General features: G+C 71.4%; 18 protein-coding genes and 1 tRNA gene. 11 read left to right on the forward strand and 8 right to left on the reverse strand.

Annotation, left to right across the window (positions count from 1 at the left end):
• The first annotated feature begins 138 nt into the window (after nucleotides 1-138).
• A complete protein-coding gene (locus ACFZDL_RS33195) occupies nucleotides 139-996 on the forward strand; it encodes a YceI family protein (protein WP_353590247.1) in 858 nt (285 codons plus the stop codon).
• Between the two features lie 23 nt (nucleotides 997-1,019).
• On the opposite strand, the gene ACFZDL_RS33200 is transcribed toward ACFZDL_RS33195, so the two are convergent.
• The 5 genes from ACFZDL_RS33200 to ACFZDL_RS33220 form a co-directional block, all read right to left on the reverse strand.
• A complete protein-coding gene (locus tag ACFZDL_RS33200; protein WP_353590246.1) occupies nucleotides 1,020-1,826 on the reverse strand; it encodes a TetR/AcrR family transcriptional regulator in 807 nt (268 codons plus the stop codon).
• 75 nt (nucleotides 1,827-1,901) lie between these two features.
• A complete protein-coding gene (locus ACFZDL_RS33205) occupies nucleotides 1,902-3,428 on the reverse strand; it encodes an MFS transporter (protein ID WP_353590245.1) in 1,527 nt (508 codons plus the stop codon).
• A 165-nt stretch (nucleotides 3,429-3,593) separates the two neighbouring features.
• Nucleotides 3,594-5,885 (reverse strand): glycosyltransferase family 39 protein, encoded by a 2,292-nt coding sequence (locus ACFZDL_RS33210; protein WP_353590244.1) that lies wholly within the window; start codon nucleotides 5,883-5,885, stop codon nucleotides 3,594-3,596.
• A complete protein-coding gene (locus tag ACFZDL_RS33215) occupies nucleotides 5,882-7,207 on the reverse strand; it encodes a bifunctional glycosyltransferase family 2/GtrA family protein (RefSeq protein WP_353590243.1) in 1,326 nt (441 codons plus the stop codon). Before ACFZDL_RS33215 ends, ACFZDL_RS33210 begins: the two co-directional genes overlap by 4 nt.
• Before the next feature lie 26 nt (nucleotides 7,208-7,233).
• Nucleotides 7,234-8,814 carry a HAMP domain-containing sensor histidine kinase gene (locus ACFZDL_RS33220; protein ID WP_353590242.1) on the reverse strand — a complete coding sequence of 527 codons (1,581 nt, stop codon included), beginning with the start codon at nucleotides 8,812-8,814 and terminating at the stop codon, nucleotides 7,234-7,236.
• A 31-nt stretch (nucleotides 8,815-8,845) separates the two neighbouring features.
• On the opposite strand from ACFZDL_RS33220, the gene ACFZDL_RS33225 reads away from it, so the two are divergent.
• A complete protein-coding gene (locus tag ACFZDL_RS33225; RefSeq protein WP_353590241.1) occupies nucleotides 8,846-9,094 on the forward strand; it encodes a hypothetical protein in 249 nt (82 codons plus the stop codon).
• A gap of 50 nt (nucleotides 9,095-9,144) precedes the next feature.
• On the opposite strand, the gene ACFZDL_RS33230 is transcribed toward ACFZDL_RS33225, so the two are convergent.
• Entirely contained in the window at nucleotides 9,145-9,882 is a 738-nt protein-coding gene (locus ACFZDL_RS33230; protein ID WP_353590240.1) for a response regulator transcription factor, read from the reverse strand.
• Nucleotides 9,883-10,120: 238 nt separating this feature from the next.
• On the opposite strand from ACFZDL_RS33230, the gene ACFZDL_RS33235 reads away from it, so the two are divergent.
• The gene (locus tag ACFZDL_RS33235) at nucleotides 10,121-11,086 is read left to right on the forward strand and encodes an LLM class F420-dependent oxidoreductase (RefSeq protein ID WP_353590239.1); all 966 of its coding nucleotides are present in this window, start codon (nucleotides 10,121-10,123) and stop codon (nucleotides 11,084-11,086) included.
• A 401-nt stretch (nucleotides 11,087-11,487) separates the two neighbouring features.
• Nucleotides 11,488-12,114 (forward strand): hypothetical protein, encoded by a 627-nt coding sequence (locus ACFZDL_RS33240; RefSeq protein WP_353590238.1) that lies wholly within the window; start codon nucleotides 11,488-11,490, stop codon nucleotides 12,112-12,114.
• Between the two features lie 102 nt (nucleotides 12,115-12,216).
• On the opposite strand, the gene ACFZDL_RS33245 is transcribed toward ACFZDL_RS33240, so the two are convergent.
• A tRNA-Met gene (locus ACFZDL_RS33245) sits at nucleotides 12,217-12,290 on the reverse strand.
• A gap of 225 nt (nucleotides 12,291-12,515) precedes the next feature.
• On the opposite strand from ACFZDL_RS33245, the gene ACFZDL_RS33250 reads away from it, so the two are divergent.
• On the forward strand, nucleotides 12,516-13,142 hold the full coding sequence (locus ACFZDL_RS33250; RefSeq protein WP_353590237.1) for a hypothetical protein: 627 nt from the start codon (nucleotides 12,516-12,518) through the stop codon (nucleotides 13,140-13,142).
• 167 nt (nucleotides 13,143-13,309) lie between these two features.
• On the opposite strand, the gene ACFZDL_RS33255 is transcribed toward ACFZDL_RS33250, so the two are convergent.
• Nucleotides 13,310-14,278, reverse strand: a complete 969-nt coding sequence (locus ACFZDL_RS33255; protein WP_353590236.1) for a zinc-binding dehydrogenase — start codon at nucleotides 14,276-14,278, stop codon at nucleotides 13,310-13,312.
• A 159-nt stretch (nucleotides 14,279-14,437) separates the two neighbouring features.
• Here ACFZDL_RS33255 and ACFZDL_RS33260 point away from each other — a divergent pair, with 159 nt between their 5' ends.
• The 6 genes from ACFZDL_RS33260 to ACFZDL_RS33285 all read left to right on the forward strand — a co-directional run bounded on the left by ACFZDL_RS33260 (nucleotide 14,438) and on the right by ACFZDL_RS33285 (nucleotide 19,284).
• Entirely contained in the window at nucleotides 14,438-15,055 is a 618-nt protein-coding gene (locus tag ACFZDL_RS33260) for a TetR/AcrR family transcriptional regulator (protein WP_353590235.1), read from the forward strand.
• Nucleotides 15,056-15,076: 21 nt separating this feature from the next.
• On the forward strand, nucleotides 15,077-15,523 hold the full coding sequence (locus ACFZDL_RS33265; protein WP_353590234.1) for a hypothetical protein: 447 nt from the start codon (nucleotides 15,077-15,079) through the stop codon (nucleotides 15,521-15,523).
• 67 nt (nucleotides 15,524-15,590) lie between these two features.
• Entirely contained in the window at nucleotides 15,591-16,199 is a 609-nt protein-coding gene (locus ACFZDL_RS33270; protein WP_353590233.1) for an isochorismatase family protein, read from the forward strand.
• An 85-nt stretch (nucleotides 16,200-16,284) separates the two neighbouring features.
• A complete protein-coding gene (locus tag ACFZDL_RS33275) occupies nucleotides 16,285-16,872 on the forward strand; it encodes a hypothetical protein (protein ID WP_353590232.1) in 588 nt (195 codons plus the stop codon).
• Nucleotides 16,873-17,596: 724 nt separating this feature from the next.
• On the forward strand, nucleotides 17,597-17,983 hold the full coding sequence (locus tag ACFZDL_RS33280; protein WP_353590231.1) for a hypothetical protein: 387 nt from the start codon (nucleotides 17,597-17,599) through the stop codon (nucleotides 17,981-17,983).
• Between the two features lie 164 nt (nucleotides 17,984-18,147).
• Entirely contained in the window at nucleotides 18,148-19,284 is a 1,137-nt protein-coding gene (locus ACFZDL_RS33285; RefSeq protein ID WP_353590230.1) for a hypothetical protein, read from the forward strand.
• Nucleotides 19,285-19,601: the final 317 nt, after the last annotated feature.

Raw genomic sequence — 19,601 nt, forward strand, 5'->3', positions numbered from 1 at the left:
GCCCGGATCCGGTGCACGACACGACCACAGACACACAGCACAGACCCACACGGCACAGACCCACACAGCACAGACCCACACGGCACGGACGAGACAGCCCCGACGGAAACGGGAGCGGGAGCGAGAGCGAGAGGCGGCATGACGACCACTGCAGCAGGAACGGGCGGGAGCGCGGGCGGAGGGCTGCGCGCCCTGATCCGTACGCGCGACGGCTGGGCGGTGCAGCACGCCGTCCTGACCGTCACGGACATGACGGGCGCTCAGGTGCTGCGCGCCCAGGCCGACGAGGACGGCGCGGTGCGCACCCATGAGCCGCTGGCGCCCGGGCCGTACACGGTCATCGCCACCGCCGTGGGCTATGCCCCCGCCGCCTCGACCGCGATCGTCACGGCCTCGGGGCGCGCCGAGGTCGGCACGGTGGTGCTGGCCCGGCAGGGCGGGGTGGAGCTGCCGCCGCCCGGCGCGTGGACGATCGACCCGGCGCACTCGTCGGTGGGGGCCGTCGCACAGCACCTGGGCATCTCCAGCGTCCACGGCCGGTTCACGGAGTTCAGCGGGCGCATCGAGATCGCCGAGGCCGTCGAGAAGTCAAGCGTCGAGGCGGCCATCCAGGCCGCGAGCATCGACACGGGAAACGGCATGCGGGACGGCCATCTGAAGTCGGCCGACTTCCTGGATGTGGAGCGCTTCCCGGTGCTGACGTACCAGAGCACGGGGCTGAGCCCGGCCGGCGCCGACCGCTGGACGGTGCACGGCAAGCTGTCCCTGCACGGCGTCATACGTGAGGTCGACCTGGACCTGACGTATCTGGGGACGGGCCCCGACCCGTGGGGCGGGGTGCGGGCGGCCTTCCGCGCGACGGCGCAGCTGCGGCGCGAGGACTTCGCGATGAACTACAACCAGGTGGTCGCGGCGGGCATCGCCGCCATCGGCACGACGCTGCGGGTGGAGCTTGACATCCAGGCCGTGCAGGGCACGGAGCTGCCGGGCGCCTGAGCCCGGCGGCGCCCCTCAGCCGTTCATCCGTCGCGGAGGGCCTCTATACCGGCGATCGCACAGTCCAGGGCGAAGGTGAAGTCCCGCTCGCGCATCTCCTGGACGGTGCTGCCGCCCCGGGCCTCCATGAGAGCCCGCGATTCGTCGAACTCCGGGCGGCCCTCGATGGTGCCCATCATCTCGGCGAAGAACTCGTCCTGGCTGACGCCCGCCGCCCGGCAGCGGGCGGCGAAGCGGCCCTCGATGGTGCTGAAGCCGTAGACGAACTGGAAGACGAGGGCCAGCGCGCCCGGCACCTGGGAGGTGGGCAGGCCGCTGTTGCGGAGCACGCGCTGCACGGCGGTGGAGAAGGTCATGGCGTTCGGCCCGATGTTCATGTACTCGCCCAGCAGCGGGGGCAGCCAGGGGTGGGTGACCAGCAGCCTGCGGTATTCGGAAGCGATCTGGCGCAGCTGATCGCGCCAGTCCCGCGCCTGGGTCTCCAGGTGCTCATAACCCTCGACCTCCAGGTGCTCATAGCCCCGGGCGGGGCCTAGGCTCCCGGCGGGGAGCGACATCTCGCCCATCGCCGCGTCGAGGGCGAGTTCGAGGAGCTGGTCCTTGGTCTCGACGTACCAGTAGACCGACATCGCGGTGACTCCCAGCTCGGCCGCCAGCCGGCGCATCGAGAACCCGGCCAGCCCCTCGGCGTCCAGCAGCCTGACCGTGGCCGCGACGATCTTCACATGGTCGAGCCCGGCCGGCTGCTGCTCCGCCTTGCGCCTGGGGGCCTTGCGCTCGGAGAGCCAGATGCTGCTCCGCGGACGGATGACACGGCTGCCTGTTGCCATGGCGCGCTCTCCTTCGTCCATGCGCCAGGGCCGCGCGGCTGGGGCGCGCGGCCGATGACGTCTTACTACCCGATGCTATGCCGCTGAGATCTCCTGTGAAGATCGTTCGGCCCGGCGCAGCAGCACCGCCGTCAGCACGCCGCCCGCCAGCACGGCCGCCGAGCCGACCAGCTGGCTGGTCTGCACACCGGAGGCGAAGGCGTCCGCGACGGTGGCCCGCTCCCCGTCGGTGTGCGCGGCGGCGTAGGCGGTCGGGAACGAGCCGGCCCCGGCGGCGGCCGCAGGCAGCAGCGCGGCGAACCGGGAGCCCAGGACCGCGCCGAGTACGGCCACGCCCAGGCCGTTGCCGAACTCGGTGAGCGTGCCGTTGACGCCCGCGCCCACCCCGGCCTTCTCCGGCGGGATCGCCGACATGATGGCCGTGGCCATCGCGGGCATGGAGACCGCGATGCCCGCCCCCATCACGACCAGTCCGAGGAGCATCCCGCCGTATCCGTCGGCGCCGAGCGTCGCGATGAGGGCCAGCCCCAGCGCCAGCAGGCCCATCCCGCAGAGGATGGTGACCGGGGTGCCGAGCCCCAGCAGCAGCCGGGCGCCGACGCCCGTGAGGTTCAGCGCGACGATCACCAGCGCGAGCGGGGCGGTCCGCAGGCCCGCGCCCAGCGCGTCGTATCCGAGCACGAACTGCAGATGCTGGGTGAGCAGGAAGAGCGAGCCGCCCATGCCGAAGGCGACGAGAATGCCGCCCCCGACGGCCCCCACGAAGCGGCGGTCGCGGAAGAAGTGCATGTCCAGCATCGGGTGGGGGACCCGGCGCTCCCACAGCGCGAAGCCGGTCAGCACCACCACGCCCACGAAGGCCGACAGCAGCACCCGCTGCGACGTCCAGCCGTGCTCGGGCCCCGAGATGATCGCGAAGACGACGCCGGTCATACCGATCGTGGACAGCAGCGCGCCGAGCAGGTCGGGCCGGTCGCCGGTCGGGTTCTTCGACTCCGGCACCAGCCAGACGACGGCGGCAAGGCCGAGCAGCGCCACCGGGAGGTTGATCAGGAAGATCGAGCCCCACCAGAAGTGTTCGAGGAGCGAGCCGCCGATCAGCGGGCCGGCGGCGAACCCGAGCGAGCTGACGGCGCCCCACAGGCCGATGGCCTTGGGGCGCTCACCCTCGTCGAAGATCTGCACGACCACGGCGAGCGTGGTGGTCATCAGCAGCGCCCCGCCGATCCCCATCCCCGCGCGTGCGGCGATCAGCTGGCCCGGCCCCTGCGCCAGCGAGGCGATCAGCGAGCCGATCCCGAACAGGGCGAGCCCCGCGGCGAGCATCTTCTTCCGGCCGTAGCGGTCGGCGGCGTTGCCCGCGGTGAGCAGCAGTCCGGACTGGACGAGCGAATAGGCGTTGATCATCCACTGGACGTCGGCCGTGGAGGCGTCCATCTCCTCGGTGAGGGAGGGGATCGCGACGTTGAGGATGGTGTTGTCGAGCAGCACGGTGAGCTGGGCGAGGCAGATGACGCCGAGAATCAGCCAGCGCTGGGGGTGCCCGCCGGTCTGCCGGCTGGGCGGGGTGTCGGACGTGGGTTCGGCGGCCTGCGCCGTCATGGACTCTCCTCGCGGGCTTATACGGTGTACGGGACCGAGCGGCGTCGTACACCGTACAGCGCTTCCCGTACGGCGTACAGGAGATTTCCGGAGAGGGCACGTCCACGGGCCGGTGACGGAGGGATTCCTCCGTCACCGGCCCGTGGACCCGCGCGTTCGGCCGTGTCAGGACGTCGAGGACTTTGCCGCCTCCTGGGTCAGGTCGTAGAGGGTGGTGCCGTCGACCGTGACCTTCTTGAAATTGGCCTGGACCCACGAGCTGATCTGGGACGAGGTGCCGTTCCCGCCGCCGGGACCGCCGCCCATGCCGCCGCCCATGCCGCCCGAGCTGATGAAGTAGTGGATCTTCCCCTGCTTCACGTAGGCCTTGAACTGCGCGAGGGTCGGAGACGGGTCACTGCCGTTGAAACCGCCGATCGCCATCACCGGGTCCTCGGTGGCGAGTTGGTAACCCGCCGCGTTCTGCGAGCCGATCGCCGCGGCCACCCAGGTGTAGTCCCCGGCGTTCTTCTCCAGCGCGGCCTTGACCTTGGAGCTGACGCTCGGGCCGTCCAGCAGACCGCCCATGCCGCCGCCGCGCCGGCCGCCTTCGCCCATGCCGCCGGGCATCATGCCCTGCCGGTTGCCCTGCTGGCCCTGGCCGGTTCGGCCTTGTCCGTTCTGACCCTGGCCGTTGCCGTTCTGCTGGGACTGGCCGCCGCCCGGAAAGCCACCGCCGGGGAAGCCACCGTTCTGGCCGCCCTGCTGACCGCCGCCGGGGATCATGCCCTGCTGACCGCCAGGACCGCCGTTCTGACCCTGGCCGTTCTGGCCCTGCGCGTTGCCGTTCCGCATCCCCGGCGGGCCGCCGTTGGCACCGTCCCGGAAGCCGCCAGGGAAGCCCCCCGGCCCGCCGCCGGGGCCGCCCATGCCGCCCGACACCGCGGGACCGGCCGTGACGATCGAGCCGCCGTGTGGTGTGTCGACCGTGTTGAGCGTGTACGCGATGGGCCCGGCCAGCGACGCCGCGAGGCCCAGGCCCGCCACGCCCAGCGCCAGCCGCCCGCCCAGCCGCCCCGCGGCCAGCAGCCCGGCCGCCGCCGCGAGCCCGCCGATCAGCACCGCCCAGCGCAGCCAGGGGTGCCAGTCGGAGGAGCGGTTCAGCAGCACGTACGACCAGATGGCCGTCACCGCGACCGTGGCGGCGAGCACCATCGACGCGGCGGCGGTGGACCGCCGCTCCCACAGCATCGCCGCGCCCATGCCCACGACCGCCGCGATGTACGGCGCGAGCGCGATGTTGTAGTACTGGTGGAAGATCCCGGACATGAAGCTGAAGGTGGCGAAGGTCATCAGCAGCGCCCCGCCCCACACCAGGAACGCCGCGCGCTGGGTGTCCGTTCGCTTGGCCCGCCACGTCAGCCAGACCCCGGCGAGCAGCAGGATGAAGGCCGCGGGCAGCAGCCAGGCGATCTGGCCGCCCATGTCGGAGCTGAAGAGCCGGTCGATACCGGTCTCACCCCACCGGCCGCCGCCGTTGCCGCCACCACCGCCGCCGACGCTGCCGGTCTCGTTGCCGTTGATCCGGCCCAGGCCGTTGTAGCCGAAGGTCAGCTCCAGGAAGCTGTTGTCCTGCGAGCCGCCGATGTACGGGCGCGAGGACTTCGGCCACAGCTCGACGATCGCGACCCACCAGCCGCCGGCGACGACCATCGCGACCCCCGCGAGCAGCAGTTGGCGGATCCGCTTCCCGGGCTTCGCGGGCGCGCACACCGCGTACACCAGCGCCAGCGGCGGCAGGATCAGCCACGCCTGCAGCGTCTTGGTCAGAAACCCGAGCCCGAACCAGACCCCGGCCAGCACCAGCCACTTGGTGCGCGCGTCCTCCAGCGCCCGCAGCACGCAGTAGACCGCCGAGACCATCAGCAGGCACAGCAGCGCGTCGGGGTTGTTGAACCGGAACATCAGCGCCGCGACCGGGGTCACCGCCAGCGTCGCCGCCGCGATGAGTCCGGCAGCCGCGCTGAACCGGCGGCGCACCGCCGCGTAGAGCACACCGACCGTCGCCACGCCCATCAGCGCCTCGGGGACCAGGATCGCCCAGGAGCTGAGGCCGAACACCCGCACCGACAGGGCCATCGGCCACAGGGCGGCCGGGGGCTTGTCGACGGTGATGGAGTTCCCGGCGTCGGAGGAGCCGAAGAAGAACGCCTTCCAGCTCTCGCTGCCCGCCTGCACCGCGGCCGAGTAGAACTGGTTCGCATAGCCGGACGCGCCCAGGCTCCACAGGTAGAGCACGGTGGTGACGGCCAGCAGACCCCACAGGGCGGGCCGCGCCCAGCGCGGGTCCTCGGGCCGGCCGCGCCACGCCCGGGCCAGGCGCGAGCCCTCCGGGGCCGCCGGCCGCGCGGGGGCCACGGCCAAGGGAGCCGGGGGCGGCGGCCCCGCTGCGCGGAAGCCCTGGTCGTACGTCGTCATCGGGTGGTCCTCGGGTCGTGGTCGGTCAGGTCGTAGTCGGTGACGGTCCCGCTGTGCGGACCGTCCGAGGGGAAGACCCAGGCCCTGAACAGCAGGAAGCGCAGCACGGTCGCGGCGAGGTTGGCCGCGATCAGGACGGCGAGTTCGGTGCTGTGCGCCGGGGTGCCGGAGGCCGCGGCGTCCAGAGCGGCCAGGGAGCCGCTGGTCAGGGCGAGGCCGATGCCGAACACCACCAGCCCCTGGGCCTGGTGACGCATCGCCCGTTCCCGTCCGCGTACGCCGAAGGTGAGCCTCCGGTTGGCCGCGGTGTTGCCGAGCGCCGACAGCAGCAGGGCCAGCGCGTTGGCGATCTGCGGGCCCGTGCCCAGCCGGAAGAAGGAGTAGAGCAGCAGGTAGACGAGCGTGCTGAGCGCGCCCACCACACAGAAGCCGACCAACTGCCGGGCCAGCCCGCCCGGGACCCCGCTCAGCCCGCGGTCGCGCGGATCGTCCCCGAAGGGGCGGCGCAGCCGGTCCAGCGGCAGCGCACCGGTGGCCAGCGCGCGCCCCACCCGCCAGACGCCTTTGAGGTCCTCGGTGGCCGTCCTCACGATGTGGACCGTGCTGTTGGGGTCGTCGACCCAGTCCACCGGCACCTCGTGGATGCGCAGCCCGGCCCGCTCGGCCAGCACCAGCATCTCGGTGTCGAAGAACCACCCGGTGTCCTCGACCAGCGGCAGCAGCCGCTCGGCGACGTCCTTGCGGATCGCCTTGAAACCGCACTGGGCGTCGGAGAAGCGGGCGGCCAGACTGCCGCGCAGGATGAGGTTGTACGCGCGGGAGATGAACTCCCGCTTGGGGCCGCGCACCACGCGCGAGCTGCGCGCCAGCCGCGACCCGATCGCCAGGTCGGAGTGGCCGGAGATGAGCGGGGCCACCAGCGGCAGCAGCGCGTTCAGGTCCGTGGACAGATCGACGTCCATGTACGCCAGCACCGGCGCCCGCGACATCGACCAGACCGTGCGCAGCGCGCGCCCGCGGCCCTTCTGCTCCAGCCGGACCGCGGTGACCTCGTCGAGGGCGTCGTCGAGGTAGGCGGAGATCTCGGGGGTGCGGTCCGTACTGGCGTTGTCCGCGATGGTGATGCGGAAGGCGTACGGGAAGGTGCGGGCCAGGTGGTCGTGCAGCCGCCGCACGCACCGCTCGAGGTCGGCCTCCTCGTTGTAGACGGGGATCACGACGTCGAGCACCGGCTGGCTCCGGCCGACCGTCACATGCGCGCGAGCGGGCAAGGTCTGCAGGGGTATCTCGGGCGGCGCCTCGAGAGGTGTGTGAGTTCGCATGAGGAGGAGATTCACGAGCGGCGCTGTCATGGCTGTGTGGTCAGCCTGTGCCGTGCCTGTGAGTGGGTTACGGAGTGGTGAACGGCCTGGCGGAGGGGGTGGTGGGCGGCCTGGTGGACGGGCGGGTCGCCGGGCAGGCCGACGGGCGGGTCGCCGGGCAGGCCGACGGGCAGGTGGACGCCGAAGACCGTGCGTCCGGGCACGCTGTCCACCGTCACCCGGCCACCGTGCGCCGTGACCACGGCGTGCACGATGGCGAGGCCGAGCCCCGTGCTCCCGGCGGCGCGTGAGCGCGACGCGTCGCCGCGGGCGAAGCGTTCGAAGACATGCGGCAGGAGGTCCGGCGGAATGCCCGGCCCGTCGTCCTCGACCTCCAGGGACACGCAGGGCCCGGGATACGGGGCCGGATACTGGGCTGGATACGGGGCCGGATACGGCGGTGGGTACGCGGCCGGGTACGGCGCCCCGTGCCCCGCCCCGTACGGGCCCTGCCACAGCACGCGCGCGGTGACCGTCGTCCCGGGGGGCGTGTGCGTACGGGCGTTGGCGAGCAGGTTGACCAGGACCTGGCGCAGCCTGGCGTCGTCGCCGTACACGACCGCGGGGTCATCCGGCAGCTCCAGGCGCCACTTGTGGTCGGACCCGGCGGCCCGGGCGTCGCTGACCGCGTCCACGACCAGGGGCGACAGATCCAGCTCCGCGCGCTCGACGGGGCGGCCCGCGTCGAGGCGCGCCAGCAGCAGCAGGTCCTCGACCAGGCCGGTCATCCGCGCCGCCTCGGACTCGACCCGGCCGAGGGCGTGCCGGGTGTCGGGCCCGATCTCCTCGCGGCCGCGTCTGGTCAGCTCGGCGTAGCCCCGGATCGAGGCGAGCGGGGTGCGCAGCTCATGGCTGGCGTCGGCGACGAACTGACGTACCCGCGTCTCGCTCTCCTGGCGGGCCGCGAGCGCCGACTCGACGTGTCCGAGCATGCGGTTCAGGGCCGCGCCGACCTGGCCGACCTCGGTGCGCGGATCGGCCTCGGACGGCGGCACCCGCTCGCGCAGGGCCACCTCGCCGCTGTGCAGCGGCAGTTCGGAGACGCGGGTGGCGGTGGCCGCCACCCGGCGCAGCGGGCGCAGCGAGATGCCGACCATGGTGACGCCGGCGATCCCGGCGGCGACCAGCCCGGCGGCGGTGACGGAGATCTCGGCGAGGATGAGGGTGTCGACGGTGTTCTGCGCCTCGGCCGTCGGAATGCCGACGAGGAAGTCGCCGTGGCCCCCGCCGACGTACTTCACGCGGTACTCGCCCTTGCCGGGGATGTCGACGGTGTGCTCGCCCCCGTCCCGCGGGACGTCACTCAGCGATTTCAGCTGAGCGGCGGTCAGATAGCTGCCCGAGATCTTGGGTTCGCCCGTGTCCGCCTCGTGCTGGGAGCTGATCGCGCCGTCGGCGATCGCGCCGCCCTCGACTTCCGCGGCGACCGTCCCCATCGGCTGGCCCGGCCCGGCGACCACGTCACGGATGTCCTGCGTGCGCTGGCCGTCCCGGGACCGCGGGTCCTTGCCGATGCCGAAGGGCGGGCCGGCGACCCGCATGGCGACGCCGGTGAGCTGCTTGTCCACCTGGTTGTACAGATAGGTGTGGAGGGCGATCGTGGTGACCGTGCCGATGACGGCACAGACGACGGCGATCAGCCCGACCGCGGCGACGACGAGCCGGGTGCGCAGCGACCACGGCCTGCGGCGGCGGCGCGCGGACCGCCTGCCGGCAGGCGGGGACGCGGGCGACGGCGCGGACGCGGTGGATGGCGGGGGCCCGGGGGACGGCTGGGACCCGGAGGACGACGGGGGCCCGGGGGACGGCTGGGACCCGGAGGACGACGGGGGCCCGGGGGACGGCTGAGGCACGGCGGGCACACCGGCGGCAGGGGAGAGGGCCACGGTCCGGCTCGCCTACTCGCCCGGCTTGATCAGATACCCCGCGCCGCGCCGGGTGTGGATCATCGGGCTGCGCCCCACGTCGATCTTCCGGCGCAGATAGGAGATATACAGCTCGACGACGTTGGCCTGGCCGCCGAAGTCATAGCTCCACACCCGGTCGAGGATCTGGGCCTTGCTGAGCACCCGGCGCGGATTGCGCATCAGATAGCGCAGCAGCTCGAACTCGGTCGCGGTCAGATGGATCTCCTGGCCGGCCCGCGAGACCTCGTGGCTGTCCTCGTCCAGGACCAGATCGCCGACGGTCAGCAGCGACTCGCTGCGCGCCGCCGCGGCCCCCGACCTGCGCAGCAGACCGCGCAGCCGGGCGACGACCTCCTCCAGGCTGAAGGGCTTGGTGACGTAGTCGTCGCCGCCCGCGGTCAGCCCGGCGATCCGGTCCTCGACCGCGTCCTTCGCGGTCAGGAAGAGCACCGGCACCTCGGGAAGCTCGTTGCGTACCCGCCCCAGCAGCGTGAGCCCGTCCATGTCGGGCAGCATGATGTCCAGGACGACGGCGTCCGGGCGCAGCTCGCGGGTGATCCGCAGTGCCTCCGCGCCGCTGCCGGCCGTCCGCACCTCCCAGCCCTCGTAGCGCAGCGCCATCGAGAGCAGGTCGGCGAGGGCCGACTCATCGTCCACAACCAGCACCCGGACAGGGCTGCCGTCGGGCCGCAGCAGTTCGGAACGCCCATGGGGCGAGGTCGCCTTCATGGTTCTCACCTTCGGGCGGCCGTCTGAGAGCTCCCTTTCGGCTCTCTGTGAATAGCCTGAGAATCCTGTGCGGTCTCCGTACGGCCGCGGTGTGGCCGGTATGGCCAGGTGTGAACGGTATGGCCGGTGTGGCCGGTGTGGCCGCCGCCAGACCCGCTCAGGTGAGAATCCCGTGCCAAATCGATGTACGGCCGCGCGGCGAGGAACAACCGGATGCCACCTCCGGTTGAATGCCCGTATGGCCTCTCACGACACACAAGGCAACACGCCCGGGACGACGTCTGGCACGGCGCCTGGCACAGCGCCCGCCACACCGCCCGGCAGGGCGCTCGCCACCACACTGGGCAGGACCGGCATCTGGACCGGGGCCCTCCGCACGACGGACCCCGCGGACCAGGGCCCGATCAGGGACGCCGCCGCCGAGGTGGACGAGCTGGGGTACGGAGCGCTGTGGCTCGGCGCCAGCCCCTCGCCGGACCAAGCCGCCTTCCTCCTGGAGGCGACCTCCCGGACCACGGTCGCGACCGGCATCCTCAACATCTGGGACCACGAGGCGACCTACGTGGCCGAGCGCCATTCCGCCCTCGACGCGGCTCACGGCGGCCGCTTCCTGCTCGGCCTCGGGGTGAGCCACGGCCACCTGGTCAAGCAGTACGCCCGCCCGTACACGGCGATGCGGGAGTACCTGGACGCCCTCGACGCCGCTCCGGCCCCCGTCCCCGCCTCCCGCCGGGTGCTGGCCGCGCTCGGCCCGAAGATGCTGGGGCTGTCCCGCGACCGCGCGGGCGGTGCCCATCCCTACCTGGTCACGCCCGAGTTCACCGCCGAGGCCCGCGAAATCCTGGGCGCCGACCCCCTCCTCGCCCCGGACCTCAAGGTCGTCCTCGACCCGGACCTCGACCGCGCCCGCGCCACCGCCCGTGACTATCTCTCCGTCTACCTCCAGATGCCCAACTACACCAATAACCTCCTTCGCTTGGGCTTCACCGAGGACGACTTCCGCGACGGCGGAAGCGACCACCTCGTCTCGTCCGTCTTCGCCCTCGGCGACGCCGAGGCGATCCGCCGCCGCGTCGACGAGTTCCTGGCGGCGGGCGCTGACCACCTGGCGGTCCAGGTCGTGGCCGACGACCCCCTGAACAACATCACGCTGGCCGAGTGGCGCACCCTGGCCGAGGCCCTGCCCCTGGGCCACGGCGACTGACCCCCGGCACGATCTCGGCTTCCCGCCCGCCCACGACCCACGGCTCACAGCACACGGATCACAGCTCACGGATCACGGCTCACGGTCGGGGCGGGCCCACCCCCGTCAGGCCCGCCCCGGCCGCCGCCGGGTCAGTGACGACCGCTGTGCAAGAAGCATGGCACCCGCCACTGACAATCGCCCCGACCTGCGACGTCGCCGCATCCGGGCGCACCGCGCAGCGGCGGGTCACGAGGCGCCCGGCCGACGCGTCACGGCCCCGTCTCAGGCTTGCTGCGGCTTGGTATCGGCGCCCAAGAGGTCTTTTGTCGCGACCATGATGATCTGCAATACAAGATCATCGCGTTCTTCTCGACGACGAACCACGGCCGGCAGTCGACCACCGCAAAGGGACCGTCCACGTGCTCAACCGCTCCACCCCACCCCGCATCGCCGCCCTCGCCTGCGCGGCCGGCCTCGCCCTCCTCGCCACCGGCTGCGAGGACGGCGCCGCCTCCGGGAAGGCGGGGCGAGGGAGGGGACCCGCGGCCTCGGCCGACGGGGCGGTGAACGGGGACGGCGGCGGGGCCCTCGCGCTCGGCAAGGCCACCGCGATCACGTACAAGGGCGGCTCGGACAACGTCCGGGGCACCCTGAAGGTCGCGGCGGAGAGCGTGGTGAAGGGCTCACGGGCGGATCTACCGAAGGCCTCGCTCCAGGGCGCGGACCGGAAACTGCAGCCGTACTACGTCACCATGACCTTCACGAACATCGGCGACGCCTCCATCCACTACCCCTTCCTGAACACCCCCACCAGCCTGGAGGACAGCGCCGGCGCGTCCCAGGAGGTCCTGATCAGCGAGGACGACGGGGTGAAGCGGTGCCCCGGCGAGGACCCCGACGACTTCGGGGCGGGCGACACCGCGACCCTGTGCAAGGTCTTCCTGCTGCCCAAGGGCGCCACCCCGGCCACCGTGACCTACGCCACGGGGGACGGCACCGAGAGGCCGGCGACCTGGAAGGTCCCGAAGTCGCCTTCCCGGTCGTGAACGGGCCTGTGAACGGACCTGTGAACGGACGTGTGAACGGGCCCGTGAGCCGGCCATGAACGGCCGAGGGCCCGGCACTGGTGTGCCGGGCCCTCGTATGAGTAGCGGGGACAGGATTTGAACCTGCGACCTCTGGGTTATGAGCCCAGCGAGCTACCGAGCTGCTCCACCCCGCGTCGGTAGCTGTAACTCTACGTCATTCCGAGCGGCCAGGGAAATCCGTTCCATCTCCCGGTTACTTTGCAACGACGTGGTCTCAGCCTCGCTTCGAGTGGATCATCACCCCTGGCCTGGGGCTTTGTCGCGGTCATGATGTGTGCACCGCACAACGAGGGCCTGGCGTATCCGGCCCGCCACGACGAAATCACCTCAGACGAATTCAACTCAACGGGGACCCATCCATGCGTATCCGATCCACGCGCAACCGCACCGCCGTCGCCGTCCTGTGCGCCGCGGGCTTCGCCCTCGTCGCGACCGGCTGCAACGACAACCTCGCCCAGGACGGCGGCAGCGACACGCCCTCCTCCAAGGCCCCCGCGAAGCCGTCCGCCTCTGCCAGCAAGGCGCTCGACTCCGACGCGGGCAAGACCCTCGCCCTCGGCGAGACCACCCCGATCACCTACAAGCGCTCGGACAAGACGGGCACCCTGAGGATCGCGGCGAAGAGCGTGGTGAAGGGCGCCCAGTCCGACCTGGACAAGGTGGCTCTCAACGCCGAGGAGCGGAAGCTCCAGCCGTACTACGTGACGATGAGCTTCGCGAACATCGGCAAGAACTCGATCCACTACCCCTTCCTGAACACCCCCACCCGCCTGCGTGACAGCCGCGGCGAGGAGGGGAAGTCCCTCATCACCCTGGACGGCGACGTCGCCAAGTGCCCCGGCAAGGACCCGGACGACTTCAACGAGGGCGACACCGCCACGCTCTGCAAGGTCTTCCTGCTGCCGTCGGGCGAGACGCCGTCGGTCGTCTCGTACACGGGCGACTTCGACAAGGAGCCGGTGTTCTGGAAGGCGGAGGAGGACTGACACCTCCTCCTCTCCTCCACCACGCTCGCGGGGAGGCTGGTTCCGGACACCGGAACCAGCCTCCCCGCGTATCACGGGAACCACAGACACCACGGGTGTCCCGGATGTCACGGCGTCACGGGTGTCCCGGATGTCACGGCGTCACGGGTGTCGCGGCGTCCCGGATGTCACGGCACGATCAGCACCCGGCCGAGCTGGGCCCGCTCATCGAGCACCCGGTGGGCCGCGGCCACCTCGTCGAGCGGAAAGCGCGCGTGTACGACGGTGCGCAGCCGCCCCGCCGCGAAGTGGCCGGCGACCTCCGCCATGTCCTCGCGCGCCTGCTCGGGCCGGGCCGCCCGCCAGGCGTACAGGGAGAACCCGATCACCTGCTTCATCGCGACCAGCGCCATGACCCCGACCTCCCCCAGATCCCCGCTCGCCGCCCCGTACTCGACATCCCGCCCCAACGGGGCCAGCAGCTCGACGGTCTGAGGCAGGATCGGCCCGCCGACCGACCCCACGGCCAGGTCCACACCGGCCGGCACGGCCTTCCGCACCTGGTCCGGCCAGTCGTCGTCGGTGTAGTCGACGACGACATCGGCGCCCAGCTCGCGGACGAAGTCGAACTTGGCGGGTGAGCCCACGGTGGCGACGACCTTGCCGGCCCCCAGCACCCGCGCGAGCTGTACGGCGAGATGGCCGATGCCGCCCGCGGCCGAGTGCACCAGCACGGTCTCGCCCTCCGCGAGCCGCCCCAGACGCAACACCCGCAGGGCCACCGGCGCCCCCATCGGCAGCATGCTGGCCGCTCCGACATCGAGCCCCTCGGGCACCGGGGCCAGCCAGGCCGCGTCCGCGACGACCTGATCCGCGAACGCGTCCTCGACGAGCACCGCCACCCTCTCCCCCACCCGCCCCGGGTCGACCCCGGGCCCGACGGCCTCGACCCTGCCCACCACATCCCCGGTGACCGTGCCGGGCAGCGGCCACTCGAAAATGCCCTGTCCCCCGCGCCGGAACTTGGTGTCGACGAAGTTGGCGCCGATCGCCTCGACGCGGATGAGCACCTGCCCCTCGCCCGGAACGGGGGTGTCCACTTCCTCGATCCGCAGCACCTCGGGACCGCCGTACTCGTAATAACGCACACGTCGCATGCTGAAGCCCTCCCCAGAAAACTGGACCGCCAGTCAAGTTAACCAACCCTCGCGACCGTACTGGACCCCCGGTCCAGTTGTCCATGCGGGACACCCCGGAAGCGCGTGACACCATGCGAGACAGTCCAAAGACACGGCCGTACGAGAGGAGAGGACGCAATGACCGGGGGCCGCCGTGAACGCGCCGACGCCGCACGGAACCGGCGGGCCATCCTCTGCGCGACCGAAGAACTGCTGGCCCGTTACCGGCCCGAGCAGATCTCCATGGAGCAGGTCGCCACCGCGGCGGGCGTCGGCAAAGGCACCGTCTTCCACCGGTTCGGCAACCGCATGGGCCTCATGCGCGCCCTCATGGAGGAACGCGCCCTCACCCTCGGCGAGTCCGTCGCCACGGGCCCGCCGCCCCTGGGCCCGGGTGCGCCCCCGCGCGAGCGCCTGCTGGCCTTCCTCGACGCCATGGTCTACGTCGTCACCCGCAACAAGGGCCTCATCGCCGCGCTCGACCACGCCATGACCACCGCCCCCAAGCCCGCCGGGGACTCCCCGGCCGCCGCCCAGGACGCACACCCCGTCTACACCGCCTGGCACCGCCACATCAGCACCCTCATCACCGCGGAACGCCCCGACCTGGACGCCGAGCTCCTGGCCCATGTCCTCCTGAGCGCCCTGCACAGCGACCCGATCCTGGACCTCCTACGCCAGGGCGAAGGCCACCGCCTCACCACGAGCCTCCACACCCTGGCCACGGCCATCCTGGACGCCCCGCCGCGGCCGTGACCCGCGTGCCACCCTTGGCCCATGCTCCTCACCAACCGTGACCACAGCGTCGAACTGCGGCCGCTGCGCTACCAGTTCCCGGCGGTCAGCGGCGACTGGTACGACGACAACTGGCTCGACGTCCAAGGCGAGATCACCACCCCCGAGGGCAGCTGGTCCTTCATCGACCCCTGCCTCCTGGTCGACGAGGCCCACGCCGTCTCCACCTGGCTGCGCACCGCCGCCACCGCCGCGCCGGCCCCGGACCTGTCCTTCATCGAACCCGTCCTGTCCTTCGGCCGGTCCGACAGGCACGACGACGGCACCCTGGCGGTGACCATCCACTTCTCCCACGAGGCCGCACCGCCATGGCTCCACCGCGACGACCGCCTGGACCCTTACCCGGTCCAGTTCACCCTCACCGCCGCCGCCCTGTGTCAGGCGGCGGACACCTGGGACCGTCACCTGGCGCGCTTCCCCACCCGCTGACACCAACTGACCCCCGAGCCCCGCCCCACCCCCCCAATCCCCGTCCCAATCCCCGGATAATCACCCCATGACCACACCCGTGCCGCCCACCCAGGCTCTGATCGTCGTGGATGTCCAATCGGCCTTCGTCTCAGGTCCGTCCGCGGTGCCTGACGCGCCACGGATGCTTGAGCGCGTCACGGACCTCACGGCCAGGGCACGCGCGGCGGGCGCGCTCGTCGTCCACCTCCAGAACGACGGGCCGGCCGGCGCGGCCGACGAGCCGATGACACCGGGCTGGGAGCTGCGTCTGCCGGTCCACGAAGGCCAACGGGAAGTCGTGATCCGCAAGTCGGAGGACGACGGCTTCGAGGACACACCCCTCGGCGAACTGCTCACCGGCATGGGGATACGGGCCCTGGCCGTGTGCGGGGTGATGTCCGAGATGTGTGTCAGCGCGACAGCGCGTACGGCGCTGGCGCTGGGATACCGGGTGGTCCTCCCGCACGATGCCCATGCGACGTATGACATCCCGGCGGCCGCGGGCATCAGCGACGTGGTTCCGGCCGCGATGGTGTCGCGGGTGGCCGAATGGGCCTTGGGCGACGAGATCGAGATCGTCCCGCGCGCCGCCGACGTCACCTTCGAACGCACCGGGGTGCGGTCCGACCGGGTGACGCCGCGCGCGAACGGGTGATTCAGGTGCTTTTCCCATGCGCCAAGTGGAAGGAAAAAAGTGGCATTCATGCGCGAACAAGACGCATGAGCATCATGGAGGAAAGATGCCGATACACGCGAGCGCACTCGCGCGCGGCGGCGCCGTTCTGGCCACCGCCGCCGCGACCGTCGCCATGCTGGCCACCCCTGCCGAAACCACCGAAGCCCCGGCCCACGGCGGGGGGACAGGCGGCGGGAAGGAGGCCGAGACCAGGCAGATCGCTTCCTCGGTCCTGGACGCGGACGACAACGTCCGGTTCACCCTGACCGCGATCCGGTCCACCAAGGACCCCCTCAGGGCCTCCGTCCGCCTGAAGGCCTTCCTACGGGAGCACGGCCGCCTCGTACTCTCGGACGAGGTACGGGTCGGTGCGGTGGACGGCTGGTTCTGGTTCCCGGTCACCGGCCGGGGCGCGATCTGCGAGTTCTCAACGGCGAGCACCAACCCCGCGCCCGTCACCACCAGCCTGTTGATCACCCCGGCGATCGGCTGCTCACCGCCCGAGCACTTCGAGCTAAGGGATGGAAAGTTCACATCCGACGGCCGCGGCACGCGGTCCCCGCACGGCGGAGTGCACGCCGGTGCCGGCGGCATGGCCGAGCACACCGCCGCGCAGCGCGTACGGCCCCCCGCGACATTCGAGCATCGGTAACCCGCTTCCGCCCCGACCACCAAGCCAAGGCCGTTGATTCAAGGTCCGGCTCGGCAGTTCCGCCACCGAGCCGGACCTCGTCGGAGGTACGCCGGCCGGCGCCCGGCAGACGGAGCGACCCCGCAAACGCCCCCGGGAGTGCACACCCCAGCCTCAAAGCCGCGGAAGTGGCGGCAGATTGTCCATGACCCACAGCAGCTTCCGGGCTGCCCGAACCTCATCCACCCGCCCGGATGAGGCGATCCCCTCGATGACCGGCCGCCCCGCGCACACCGCTGCCCTGGCCGCCACCTCCCAGCCGGGCTGCTCCTGGTAGTTCGCATGCTTCGAACTCCGCCCCGCCGCGGCGGCGGAGTGCCACTGCTCGGCCCGGCAGACGCTCTCCAGCAGCCCGACCTACGGCGGGCCTCTGTTGCGCGTCGCTCAGTTCCCCCAGCGGACCCGCGGGACGCCTTTCAGGACACTGCCCATGCGCCGTACAGCTCGATGGTGCCCACCCGCCCACGAGCGACCCGGTACGGGCCGTACGCCATGACCTGGCGCGACTCTGGCCAATCAGCGTCCAGAGCGAAGGCACTGAACCCCTCCGCCAACGCAGGAGCATGACGATCACCCACGAAAGCCCCTCCCTCGCACTCGTCCATGATCGGCCATCCCCTCCGGCCCCGACGGCCCATCTCGGACATTAGTGAGACGTTAGCCGGACAGCGGTAGATCATCAGCGGTGGCCGACAACCTTGTTCTCACGGATCTGAAGCACCACGCCGAGAAAACGGGGAAGATCATGCCGCACCACACCACCCTCCGCCACGCCCGCAAGGCCGCCGCCGCCATGTTGATCGCTGTCGCCGCGTTCGGGCTCACCGCCTGCCAGGACAGCGGCACCGACGCCTCGTCCTCACCCTCCACTTCCGCGAGTGCCCCGAAGTCCCCCGCCCCCACAGCCAAGACCACCCAGGACCCCGCCACCAGCACGCCGTCGGGCACCCCCAAGAAGCCCGGGACGAAGTGCACGGACCAGATCAACTACGCGGGAGACCCCAGGCCCAACGCCGACATCAACACCATCGGCGAGGAAACCGGCTACTGCCCGCCGGTCCAGCATCAGTGACTCCTTCCAGGAGCGCTGGATCCTCCCAGGCCCTCAGCAGTCGCGCATCCGGCTCCGTCTGACGTGCGCCGCCTCATTCAGTCCGGTTATGTGATGGTTGGCAACTTTCCGTGACCGTCGTGAGGCCGCAGGACGGCCGCACGACGCCAAGGAGGTATGACCTGATGAGGCTTCGTTTCGCTCCGCGTCTCGCGGCGGTGGCCGTGACCGCGACAACAGCGATCATGACGGTGGGCCAGACGGCATCCGCCGTGCCGACGCATCGTGACGGAAGACCGTTCCTCGGTCCGCTGCACACCGTCTCAACCATCGCGTCGACGGTCCCGCCCAACGGCGACCTCAACCCGTACGGCACCGTCCTGGTCAAGAAGAGCGTCGGTGACCTGCGCCGCGGCAACGTACTGGTCAGCAACTTCAACAACGCCGCGAACCAGCAGGGCAGGGGGACCACGCTCGTACAGATCAGCCCCAAAGGCACGACCAGGCTGTTCGCCCAGATCAACCCGCGGAAGCTGCCAGGGCCGTGCCCCGGGGGCGTGGGGCTGACCACCGCACTGTCCATCCTGCCGGGCGGCTGGGTGGTGGTGGGCAGTCTGCCCACTGCCGACGGCACATCCGCCACGGCGAAGGCCGGGTGTCTGCTCGTGCTGGACAGTCACGGAAAGGTCCGGGAGACCTTCAGCGGCCACGGGATCAACGGCCCCTGGGACATGACCGCGAAGAGCCGCGGCAAGAAAACCGATCTGTTCGTCACCAACGTACTCAACGGCACGGTCGCCGCCGGCGGCGACATCGTGCGGCGGGGCACCGTACTGCGGATCACCCTGCGCACCCACGACAAGCGGCCGCCGACCCGCATCGCCACGACCAAGATCGGTTCGGGCTTCGCCGAGAAGACCGACCCGGAGGCCCTCGTGATCGGGCCGACGGGCGTCGGCCTGCGGGGCAGCACGCTCTATGTGGCGGACACCGTCGAGAACCGCATCACCGCGATCCCGGACGCACTGACCCGGCGCACCAGCGCCGGCACCGGCCGAGTGGTCACCACCGACCAGCACCTCAACGGCCCGCTCGGGATGGCGATCACCCCGAAGGGCCACATCCTCACCGTCAACGGCGGCGACGGCAACATCGTGGAGACCACCCCCCGCGGCGCCCAGGTGGCCGTACGCACACTCGACACCAGCGGCACCCCGCCCGGAGCGGGCGCACTGTTCGGGCTCGCGATCGCCACAAACCCCAACCGCGTCTACTTCGTCGACGACGCGACCAACACCCTGAACCTGCTCAGCCGACCCTGACCCACTCGCGCGGGAACTGACCCACCCCCCGCGCAAGCCCAGGCGCGCGGCCAACGCATACGCCAGAGGCCCCTTCCATCACTGGAAGGGGCCTCTGAGCTGGGGCGCGCTCGGCAGGATTCGAACCTGCAACCTCTTGATCCGTAGGTTCGGGCACGGGCATGGTGCGGGCCTCGACGGCGGTCCGGCCTGGGGATCGTGGTGGGCTACTGGTGGGTGCCATGCGTGGTCGTTGCCGTCAGCGTTGCCGTCAGAAGACTCCCATCCATAGGTTGCCCGACCTCCCTCCCCCGTGCCGACGCCCCCGACCCTGCCTG

This window comes from Streptomyces sp. NPDC007917, from assembly GCF_042959105.1.
Lineage (GTDB): Bacteria > Actinomycetota > Actinomycetes > Streptomycetales > Streptomycetaceae > Streptomyces.

Bases quoted from the DNA above. Each gene is read 5' to 3' on its own strand.
- ACFZDL_RS33250 (WP_353590237.1), top strand. From the start codon at position 12,516: ATGCGTATCCGATCCACGCGCAACCGCACCGCCGTCGCCGTCCTGTGC.
- ACFZDL_RS33205 (WP_353590245.1), bottom strand. From the start codon at position 3,428: ATGACGGCGCAGGCCGCCGAACCCACGTCCGACACCCCGCCCAGCCGG.
- ACFZDL_RS33275 (WP_353590232.1), top strand. From the start codon at position 16,285: ATGCCGATACACGCGAGCGCACTCGCGCGCGGCGGCGCCGTTCTGGCC.
- ACFZDL_RS33200 (WP_353590246.1), bottom strand. From the start codon at position 1,826: ATGGCAACAGGCAGCCGTGTCATCCGTCCGCGGAGCAGCATCTGGCTC.
- ACFZDL_RS33265 (WP_353590234.1), top strand. From the start codon at position 15,077: ATGCTCCTCACCAACCGTGACCACAGCGTCGAACTGCGGCCGCTGCGC.
- ACFZDL_RS33230 (WP_353590240.1), bottom strand. From the start codon at position 9,882: ATGAAGGCGACCTCGCCCCATGGGCGTTCCGAACTGCTGCGGCCCGAC.
- ACFZDL_RS33260 (WP_353590235.1), top strand. From the start codon at position 14,438: ATGACCGGGGGCCGCCGTGAACGCGCCGACGCCGCACGGAACCGGCGG.
- ACFZDL_RS33195 (WP_353590247.1), top strand. From the start codon at position 139: ATGACGACCACTGCAGCAGGAACGGGCGGGAGCGCGGGCGGAGGGCTG.
- ACFZDL_RS33270 (WP_353590233.1), top strand. From the start codon at position 15,591: ATGACCACACCCGTGCCGCCCACCCAGGCTCTGATCGTCGTGGATGTC.
- ACFZDL_RS33235 (WP_353590239.1), top strand. From the start codon at position 10,121: ATGGCCTCTCACGACACACAAGGCAACACGCCCGGGACGACGTCTGGC.
- ACFZDL_RS33255 (WP_353590236.1), bottom strand. From the start codon at position 14,278: ATGCGACGTGTGCGTTATTACGAGTACGGCGGTCCCGAGGTGCTGCGG.
- ACFZDL_RS33285 (WP_353590230.1), top strand. From the start codon at position 18,148: ATGAGGCTTCGTTTCGCTCCGCGTCTCGCGGCGGTGGCCGTGACCGCG.
- ACFZDL_RS33215 (WP_353590243.1), bottom strand. From the start codon at position 7,207: ATGCGAACTCACACACCTCTCGAGGCGCCGCCCGAGATACCCCTGCAG.
- ACFZDL_RS33210 (WP_353590244.1), bottom strand. From the start codon at position 5,885: ATGACGACGTACGACCAGGGCTTCCGCGCAGCGGGGCCGCCGCCCCCG.